Annotated in this window: 5 protein-coding genes; 1 reads left to right on the forward strand and 4 read right to left on the reverse strand. The window is 38.0% G+C overall.

Going from position 1 to position 10,074, the window contains the following annotated elements:
- Positions 1-224: 224 nt before the first annotated feature.
- Both ACP6PK_RS28820 and ACP6PK_RS28825 read right to left on the reverse strand, forming a co-directional pair.
- Positions 225-1,325: a hybrid sensor histidine kinase/response regulator gene (locus ACP6PK_RS28820; protein ID WP_426564841.1), complete on the reverse strand. Its 1,101-nt coding sequence runs from the start codon at positions 1,323-1,325 to the stop codon at positions 225-227.
- The gene (locus ACP6PK_RS28825) at positions 1,325-2,968 is read right to left on the reverse strand and encodes an ATP-binding response regulator (RefSeq protein ID WP_426564843.1); all 1,644 of its coding nucleotides are present in this window, start codon (positions 2,966-2,968) and stop codon (positions 1,325-1,327) included. Before ACP6PK_RS28825 ends, ACP6PK_RS28820 begins: the two co-directional genes overlap by 1 nt.
- A gap of 1,336 nt (positions 2,969-4,304) precedes the next feature.
- Between ACP6PK_RS28825 and ACP6PK_RS28830 the strand changes: the two genes are divergently transcribed.
- Positions 4,305-4,565: a helix-turn-helix domain-containing protein gene (locus tag ACP6PK_RS28830; RefSeq protein WP_426564845.1), complete on the forward strand. Its 261-nt coding sequence runs from the start codon at positions 4,305-4,307 to the stop codon at positions 4,563-4,565.
- Here ACP6PK_RS28830 and ACP6PK_RS28835 read toward each other — a convergent pair.
- Positions 4,562-6,613 carry a GAF domain-containing hybrid sensor histidine kinase/response regulator gene (locus ACP6PK_RS28835; protein WP_426564847.1) on the reverse strand — a complete coding sequence of 684 codons (2,052 nt, stop codon included), beginning with the start codon at positions 6,611-6,613 and terminating at the stop codon, positions 4,562-4,564. The genes ACP6PK_RS28830 and ACP6PK_RS28835 overlap by 4 nt on opposite strands.
- A gap of 1,315 nt (positions 6,614-7,928) precedes the next feature.
- Positions 7,929-9,227 (reverse strand): serine/threonine protein kinase, encoded by a 1,299-nt coding sequence (locus tag ACP6PK_RS28840; RefSeq protein WP_426564849.1) that lies wholly within the window; start codon positions 9,225-9,227, stop codon positions 7,929-7,931.
- Positions 9,228-10,074 lie beyond the last annotated feature (847 nt).

Consider the following 10,074-nt stretch of genomic DNA (forward strand, 5'->3'; position numbering starts at 1 on the left):
TGCTATCCGTTCCGGAATGCTCCGCAAACCTTCCACTCCGTTCCAGTCGCAATGATATAATATCATGTCCGCTGGTATGGTCGCGTCGTGTAAAAGTTGGGGAAATATTTACACCTTATGTAAGGTTTTTCCTTTTCTTCTTCCTTCTCTCCTAGATAACTAAAGCCTTCTTCCTTCTTCCTTACCTTCTCTATACAATACCGATGCTACCGGACATGATCTAATTATCCATTATCAATTAATGAACCAGATATTGGTAAAGTAATCTCAAAGATAGCTCCTTGTGGTTGATTGTTTCTCACGGTAATTTGCCCATTATGTGCCTCAACAACCATTTTACAAAAGGCTAAACCTAATCCAATTTGCGAGGTATCTAACATAGTTGTGCCAATCTCGTATTTATCAAAAATCTTTTGTTGTATTGCTTCGGGAACACCAGGACCAGAATCAATTACCTTGATTTTGTAAATGTCAGAGTTGATAATTTCTAAACTCACGATAATTTGACTATTGTCTGGGGAAAACTTAATAGCATTCGAGAGCAGATTATCTATAGTTCTATGAATCAGATTAGCATCCACAGAGACTATAAAACTAGAGATTTCTGGTAATTGACTTACCAAAGATTGATTTTTTTGAGCAGCGATCGCTTCAAAATTGGATATGCTAGACTGGATAATACCAATGATTTCTACCTTTTTGCGCTTCAGACGAAGTTTACCGGATTCTAGTAAAGCCATATTCAATAAATCATTAATTAACCGCTCTAATCTTTGTGCTGCTCCATAAATTTTCTCCATTTTCCGGTTTTGCTTTTCTTGGGAATAATTGTGATTTTTTAGTAATTGCAAGCCAAACATAATAATAGTCAGGGGATTGCGTAAATCGTGAACCACCATGTTTACCATGTCTTCCCTTAATTCCAGCATGGTTTGTAGGTTGTCATACTGTTGTTTAATTCGTAGCATAGATTTAACTCTGGCTCGCAATTCCACCCCATTGACTGGTTTACTAATGAAGTCATCAGCTCCAGTTTTCAAACAATTGGCTAGGTCTGATTTGGAACTTAATGCTGTCACCATAATGATCGGAACTGCGTGCCATTTTGACATAGCTTTAATTTGCCGACAAGTTTCAATACCATCTATTCCAGGCATCATTACATCAAGTAGAATTACATCGGGGTTGTAGGTTTTTAGGTTTGCGATCGCCTCTTCTCCATTTGCAGAGTAATACAACTCATACTCTTGGTCATTCAAAAGAGCTTCTATTACATCAAAATTATTGGGTTCGTCGTCAATTACTAAAACAGATGGTATATTCATTAACTATTCTCCTTATCCTTAGTAGCTAAAAGTTTTTGAATCATAGATGTTAACTGTTTTAGTTTAACAGGTTTACTGAGGTAATCATTAGCTCCCGCAGCCAAACAACGTTCTCGATCGCCTGTCATTGCTAGAGCAGTTAGGGCAATGATTGGCACATTGACCAAGTGGGGAGTTTGGCGGATCTCCTCCATCGCTTCTAGACCATTCTTATTTGGCATTGAAATGTCCATCAAAATCAAATCAGGGTTTTGCGACTCAGCCTGGGCGATCGCTTCATCTCCATTTTTGGCCAGAATAATACGATAACCTTTTGCTTTCAGATAGCTGGAAACTGTAGTGATATTTGCTTCATTGTCTTCTGCCAGCAGAATTAATGGTGTTTTCTGCTTTTGAAGTTGACTGTACTCAATGTTAGCTTCGGACTGAGATTCTAGTTTGGGGTAGAAGAGGATAGTATTAGTACAAGGAAGATCCACCGTAAAGCAACTCCCAACCCCGACCTCACTAGAGACCTCTACTTTCCCACCGTGGCGATCGACGATGCGTTTTACTAAGGTAAGCCCCAAACCTGTTCCCTGATAGTCGCGATTTAGGGAATTATCAATTTGGACAAAGGGCTGAAACAGTTTGTTGAGGTTTTCTGGGGCAATACCGATCCCATTATCAATGACAGCAATTCGGAGAAAATTTTGTGAATCACTAGCATTTGGGTTGAGAGAGTTGGCCTGAACTTCCAGAGAGACAGAACCGCCATCTGGGGAGAATTTGACGGCGTTATTGAGTAGGTTAATTAAAACTTGGCGGATGCGTCGTTCATCTATTAACAACTCAGGTAAATTTTGGGGCAATTTCGTTTTTAACTGAATGGCTTTTTTCTGGGCAAGTGGTTTGATGAAAGCCAGACTAGATTTGCAGAGGGGAGCTACTGCAGTGGGGGTGCAACTTAGCTCTAGCTGACCAGATTCAATTTTGGTGACATCAAGGATGTCGTTAATGAGTTCTAACAGATGTGTTCCGCTGCTTTCAATAATTTGTAGAGCTTTCATTTGTTGCTCATTCATGCTGCCAAATACCTCATCTTGCAGCCCCTCTGTGATGCCGAGGACTGCATTGAGGGGGGTGCGGAGTTCGTGGCTCATGTTGGCAAGAAATAGACTCTTGGCTTTGTTGGCAGCTTCGGCAGCTTGTTTTGCTTGCTCTAATGAAAATACTTTCATGGCTACTTCTTGTTCTAAGTTTTGAGTTAGTAAGGCTAACTGCAAATGAGTTTTGACTCTGGCAAGAACTTCTTGCTCTTGAAATGGCTTAGTAATGTAATCTACTGCCCCTAGCTCAAATCCCTTGATTTTGTTGTCTGTATCTGCTAAAGCGGTAATAAAGATTACAGGAATATTGCGAGTAGTGGGATTAGCTTTGAGTTTTTGACAGACTTCAAAGCCATCCATGTCTGGCATTGTTATGTCTAATAAAATTAGGTCTGACAATTCTCGTTCTAGTTGTTTTAATGCTCGTTGTCCGGTGGTGGCGATCGCTACATCATATCCTACTGCACCGAGTGTTTCTGAGAGAACCTCTAGGTTTGCTGGTGTATCATCAACGATTAATATGAGTCCTGTTTGTTCTGCTAATTCTTGATTCATGGTTTCTTCAGTTATCAGTTATCAGTTATCAGTTATATCATGTCCGGTTGAATAGTTATAAACAAAAAAGGAGGAGTCAGGAGTCAACCCACCCCTAACCCCTCCCAGGAGGGCAGGGCTGTTTCAAAGTGTCGTGAATTAACAATTTAAGGAGAACGAGAGATGTTTAGGATTAGAAAATAGAGAAATTAGCCACCCATTTGCCTATTTTTCAGCTTCGGAGTGTCATTAAACTCTGTCTAAATATCTGGTTCAATTCCCTCAAATAACCACAATTGGTATTTTTAACCTTTAAGAATAATTGATAAAAAGAGCGAAAATCTAGGGTAAAGCATGGATTTTTCTCCCCTGCTCCCTACTCCCCTGCTCCCCCTCTCCCTTAAGCCAGAATGAAACAGCCCTGCCCTTATGAAGGGGGGGTAGGGGTGGGTTGACCAAAAAATAAGGTCTCAAGCCTCCCCTTTTAAGGAGATGAAAAAAAATTTCGATTCAGTATTTCAAGCCTCTGGGTTTAGCCAGAGGTACTGTTAACTGATAGCTGATAACTGATAGCTGATAACTGATAACTGAAATGACTCCTAGATTAACTATCTAATTACACCGATGCTACCGGATTTGATATTATTCAATCCAATCCGTTTTAGGGAGAGGTAATTATCAATTATCCATTATCAATTATCAATTATTAAACAGTACCTCCAGATGAAGCCAGAGGGTTGAAATACTGAAGTTGATTTTTTTTCATTCCCTTAAAAGGGGAACTTTTAGACCTTCTGGTTTTGGTAATTAAAAGAAAGTCAGAAGTTAGAAGTTACAAAAAAATAAGGATTTAAGCCACGGAAATTATTTAATAGTATACTACTAAAAGTTTGTCTTGATAGGAAGTAGCAAATGCTATAAATTTATCACTGGATTTTATATTAGAGAGTCTTTGTAAACTACAGATTAAGACGGCCAGAGTGTTTAATGTTTGGTGGGTTACGGCGTAGTGCGGGCCGGAATGCCCGCAACGACTTTGCTACGATTCATAGTTATTGTCGCCTCACCCTCCCCATCCTACGCCTAGATTTAATATTCCTTTTATCTCATGTCCGCTGGTATGGTCGCGTCGTGTAAAAGTTGGGGAAATATTTACCTAATTTAAGGTTTTTCCTTTTCTTCTTCCTTCTCTCCTAGATAACTAAAGCCTTCTTTCTTCTTCCTTACCTTCTATATACAATACTGATGCTACCGGACATGATATTACAAATAGTCTCTTAGAGCATTAACTTAATCAAAGAAAAACGATATAATACATTAAAAGGCATACTTTTAGACAGGTTGCACTCACCCATATATGAAATCCATAATTACAAAGCTGAAACTTAATAATAAGCATAAAACTCTGATGGCGACTCACGCTGGCTATTCACGCTGGTGTTACAACTGGGGTTTAAGTTTATGGAATGCTACATATATTGATGGTTATAAGCCCAATGTCCGTAAGCTTAGAGAAGTTTTTACCAACCACACAAAACCACTTTATCCTTGGATGAAGAACTTGTCGTCTAGAGTTTATCAGTATGCTTTTCCTTCGGAATGGTTCGCAAACATCTAGTCAAGGTATTTTTGGATTAATATCTCAATTTCTTCTGCTTGAAATTCCTTTGCCAGTTGTGAAATTTTATGAGTAAAGGGTAGATAGCGATCGCTATTTTGCCCAATTTTTTCAGCAGTTTTTGCTAGCTTTAGCAGCATACCACGCTGGGCTAACTCGAATAGCATTTGTAAATCCTCTACTGGGGGGACAACTATTTCTGAAGGCTCGTTTTGAGCTATAGTAGGAGTTTCCTCTGAGTTGATTTTCTCATATTTCCAATTCAGTTGTAGATAATTAACAAGCAAATTGAATAGATCCTCAGCATTTACAGGTTTAGCTAGAAAATCATCACCTCCTGCATCTAAACTTTTTTGCCGATCCATATCTGACACTGATGCTGATGATACGATCGCGACTGTATTTTTGAGTTGCTCGTCATTGCGTAAATGTTTGAGCATTTTGAAACCATTCATTACTGGCATATGTATATCTGTAATCATCAGATCGAATTTTTGTTGTCTGAGTTGATCCAATGCTTCTTCACCATTCTCTGCCTCTGTCACCTTAAACCCCAAAGGTTCTAACAACTCCACCAAAACTGAACGATTTTCCCATCTGTCATCCACTACAAGTAGATGGCGAGGTACTCCCTCATACCCAATAATTTTCTCTCCATTGCTTGTGGAAACTTTTTGTATCCAGTTGTGAGCGATGGGTAAATTTATCTGAAAGCTAAAAATACTACCTTTTCCTAGTTCGCTGTTAACTTCGATCTTACCACCCATTAATTGTACAATTCTTTGGCTAATTGCTAAACCTAAACCTGTACCTTCGGCACGATTTTTTTTGTCACCAACTTGCTCAAAAGATTGGAATATTTTATCTATTTCTGCTTCGGCAATACCAACTCCGGTGTCTTTAATTTGGAAGTTGATGCAAGCCATAGAATTTTCTCCTGTTACATCTGATGAGTGAATATTTTCTACTGTAAAAGCTATCGTTCCTGTTTCAGTAAATTTGACAGCGTTACCAAGGAGATTAATCAGCACTTGGCGCAGTCGTTTTTCATCGGTAATAACTCCTGTAGGAAGATTGGCATCAGCTTGATAGCTAAAGTTAAGTCCTTTTTTATCAGATCGAACCCGACAAATTTCTACCACCCCTTGCAAAAAAGCAGGAAAGTGAATCTCTTGAGTGCTAAGTTCCAGTTTCCGAGCTTCAATCTTGGATAAATCTAATATATCATTAATCAGGGTTAGCAAATGAGAGCCACATTGGTAAATAATTTGAACGCCGTGGCGCTCTTTTTCCGCCAGTTTCTGAGAACGATTCAGGATTTGAGCATAGCCCAAAATACCATTGAGTGGTGTCCGCAGTTCATGGCTCATATTAGCCAAAAATTCACTCTTAGCATCATTAGCAGATTCAGCCAGTTCTTTTGCCTGCTCAAGTTCAGCAGTACGGGTTTTAACTCGTTCTTCCAAGGTTTCGTTAAGTTGCTTGAGGTTGCTTTCAGTTTCCCATTGAGAAATTGCTCCTCCAATACTCCCTGCCATCGCCATTAGTGCTGCTTTTGTACTGTCACTCCACTGACGCTCTTGTTGGCAATCATCAAATCCAGCAAATCCCCAAAAATAGTCTCGGATAAAAATTGGTACTACCAGCATAGACAGAATTCCTTGGGGCTGTAATATTTCTCGCTCTGTTTTGGGAAATTCTTTAATTAGACCTATAATTGGCTGCTTTTGGGATAGAGTATCATACCAACGGGGCAGGATTTCTGGATAGAGAATATTTTGCAGTTCAGGGTTGTCAATTTCTGGCTCCACCCCCTCAGCTACCCACTCCCAGCGCTGACTGCTAGCAGGTTCCCCGGTTTCTGGATGGGGATGATTTTGGAATATATAGATCCGATCAACATCCATAACTGGCCCTAGAGCATTCAGGGCAGCCTGGACTGACTTATGGTGGTCTTTAATTGTCAATAAGCCATTAGTAGCGATGGCTATTCCTTGGAGCAGGCGATCGCTAGACGATAACTTATTGGGTTGGTGAAACAGAGGCATTTATCAGTTATTAGTTATCAGTTATCAGTTATCAGTTATCATACCAAATCTGGTTATTATATTATGTCTGGTTGAGTAGTGATAATTAAAGTTGGTAGTTTTGCTCTAGCCCGAACTATAGAACCCCTGAAAGGATCTATTTAAAAGTAGAGAGAGTAATGGGGTAATGGGGTGATGGGGTGATGGGGTGATGGGGAGTATTTTTCAATCTTTTTACATGAAACACCCCACTCACAACTCACATTTTGCGGGGGGTTTTAGGGAAGTTCTTATGGGAATATCCCTATTGTCTACTAATCATAAAAACCACTCTAATTCAAAAATTTAACCAATCTAATGTCAAGATACCAAATGGTTTCTATAGATAGAGTTTGCTGAAAAAGTCTTTTTTCGGGAGTAGGTATGGAGGTTGCATACAAGTCTCTACGAGAGTAATTTTTTTGCCCAACTATGCACCAAAAATGCTAACTTTTTGATTCAGCAAAAAACACAATGAACAATTAATAATTAATAATTAATAATTACCCCTTCTTGAAACGGATAGGATTTGCTAAAAGGAATTTTTTTTGATTTATCCCCTTGAAAGGGGAGGCTTTCAACCTTAATTGTTGAATGAATGAATAATTAATTATTGACTATCAACTCTTAATAATTAATAATTAACTATTAACTATTAATTATTGGGTAACAAGAGCTGAAAATCAAGGTATTTCAGACTTCAAAAGCCTAAAAGCTTTATCGGTAAATACTTTGATATTTAATCAGTAAGCCCTAGATATGGCTAGAGCCAAACTACAAACAAAAACTTTTTTATTACTAATTATCCGGACATGATATTAATTGTTCTTTTTCAAAATCTTGGCTATGATTTTTCAAAGTGTAGAAACCGGGTTTGTATTATACCTCTCCGAAAAAGAGGGAGTAGGGACGTTTTGCTGCGCAACATGGAAAGCGGAGCATTCCGGAACGGAAAACGCATTTTTGCCTGTGCAACGTCCGTACATAGTAGGAGGAAATAATTGATGATTTCTCCAGAGATAATTGATTTTATTTTTGATTATCACCAGATGTCTATTAGATGCCGATGCCTTACCGAATAATTAAGGTTTAAAGTTTTCTATTTCAAGAGAAACAATGAATTTATTTTCCTTTTATTCAATCCTCTACCTCAAAGGAAGAGGTAATTATCAATTATCAATTATTAATTATTGAATGAAATCTATCTCCAACAAACCCGGTTTCTTATAACACAAAAGATTTGATCTAAAATAAAAAATAGTTGATAGCTGATAGCTGACGGCTGAATGCTTACTAGCTAGTTAATCTGATTTAACCATTGGTTAATTTCCTCAACCAAGGATGTACTATCTTTGATATTCATTGCTTTATCTAATTGATATTTATTATTTTGAGATTGAACTACCACTTGATAACCTGATTCAAATTTAGATGCTAAAATTTCTACAATATCTCTAGTATTTCCCTGAATTTTTCCGTAAGTCATATCTAATAGATGTCGTTCTATTCTAAAAATATCATGGTCAAAATAAATATAATTCTTTTCTCCAAATAATACAAATATTCCTGCTACAACCAGGATAAATAACAAGATTCCATAAACAGGATTAGTTAGCAGTAAACCTACAAATATACAAAAAATCCCACCGAACATTCCAGAACCTTTAATTTCTCTTAAACTAGGTGCATGAGTATAGATTTCTATTCTATCTGGAGATTTATTAATGGTAATAATAGTGCTAAAGTTTAGAGGATTTTTTTTCGGTGGCACTAATGGTTGAAGTTTTGGTTTTGAGTCGAGAGATTTCAAAGCTTCACGAGCATTTTGAAACCGACTTCCTAAATCCATTTCTGTAATTTTATTAATCCAACTGGCAAAGCTAGGATTAATATCAACCTTGTCAGTAAATTGAATCTGATAATTTTTTTGCGGTAAATCTACTGGGGAAGTTCCTGTTAGTAAATGAATTAAAGTTGCTCCTAAAGCATATAAATCTGAAGCTGGAACTGCTCTACCCCAAAATTGTTCTAGAGGAGCATAACCGCTAGTTCCAATAATAGTAAAAGTTACTCCCTGGGCATTACCTTGAGATTGTACTGCACCAAAATCTACTAAATAAATTTGTTGGTCTGCACCCATAATTAAATTACTCGGTTTAATATCTCGATGCAAAACAGGAGGCTCTAGTTCGTGGAGATAAATCAGAATTTCTAATACTTCTTTGGCAATTTTCTCCACATCTTCTTCTGTGAATTTTTTCTCTCTATCTAATAATTCTTGGAGGGAAAAACCAGGAATATAATCTTGCACTAATGCAAACCAAGGTAAACTTGAATCTGCTTCTTTTTCTAAGGAAAAATAATCGCGATAACTAGGGATATGGGGATGATTTAGAGCTTGTAAAGTTGTGGCTTCTGTCTCAAATAAATTTAATTCTTGCCCCAGTATTTCCGGACTATAAGCTAACATTTTTAGAGTTACTTGTTCTTGCATTTGGGAGTCAAATGCTAGCCAAGTTTTACGACCTGGTACAGTACGGCCTAATTGTTTTTGTAGTTGATAACGTTCTTTTAAAATTTGTCCGGGAGTTAACATAATTAAGTTAAAAGTTGATATTAATCTGAATACTATCTAGTCATAATACCTTAGTAGCGCGTCTAGACTAAATTTGTGGGTAAAACCTAACCCCCTGACCCCCTTCCCTTTGAAAGGCAGGGCTGTTTCATTCTTGGTTAAGGTAGAGGGGGAGCGGGGGAGCAGGGAGCAGGGGAGAATTTTTCACCATTTACACGCTAATTTTCCCCAAAGAATATCGAGCAATAATTTTGGTGAAGAAATGGATTTTTCAGAAATTTCGTTGATTTGACCAAGATGTGAGCAGGGAGCTTTTCCCTACCTCCAACACTAAAAATAGTCAGTTTTTCGTAACTTTTCCCCAAATTTTTATCGACGTGTCCCCAATTCTCATAAATAATCGATTATTTATTTGACGCCTGAAACAGCCCTGCCCTTTGAAAAGGGGGAATTCTCCCCTATCCTTACAGGAGAGGGGTTGGGGGAGAGGTCTTCCCTCGTTGTTCGCTCCTAAGTTTTATATAGAATCCGATTGAACACTCTAGTAGAGTGTGTTTCCCTCCGCGAGATGTTTGCGGAGCATTCCGTAAGAAAAAAGCGGAACAAAGTGGAACGTAACCCATCATTTTTGATTTTGCTGGTGCATTAGTGATAGCGTAATGCACCCTACTGGACTATTGTACAATAGTTAAATTAATTATCACCCACTGAATTATCAGGCGAGCGCTACTTTGTCAGTTTCCGAGCCTGACTATTGTACAATAGTTAAATTAATTATCACCCACTGAGTAATCAGGCGATCGCTACTTTGTCAGTTTCCGAGCCTGACTATTGTACAATAGTTAAATTAATTATCACCCACTGAGTA

It is taken from the genome of Dapis hubbardiae BLCC-M172, assembly GCF_050016015.1.
Classification (GTDB): Bacteria; Cyanobacteriota; Cyanobacteriia; order Cyanobacteriales; family Microcoleaceae; genus Trichodesmium.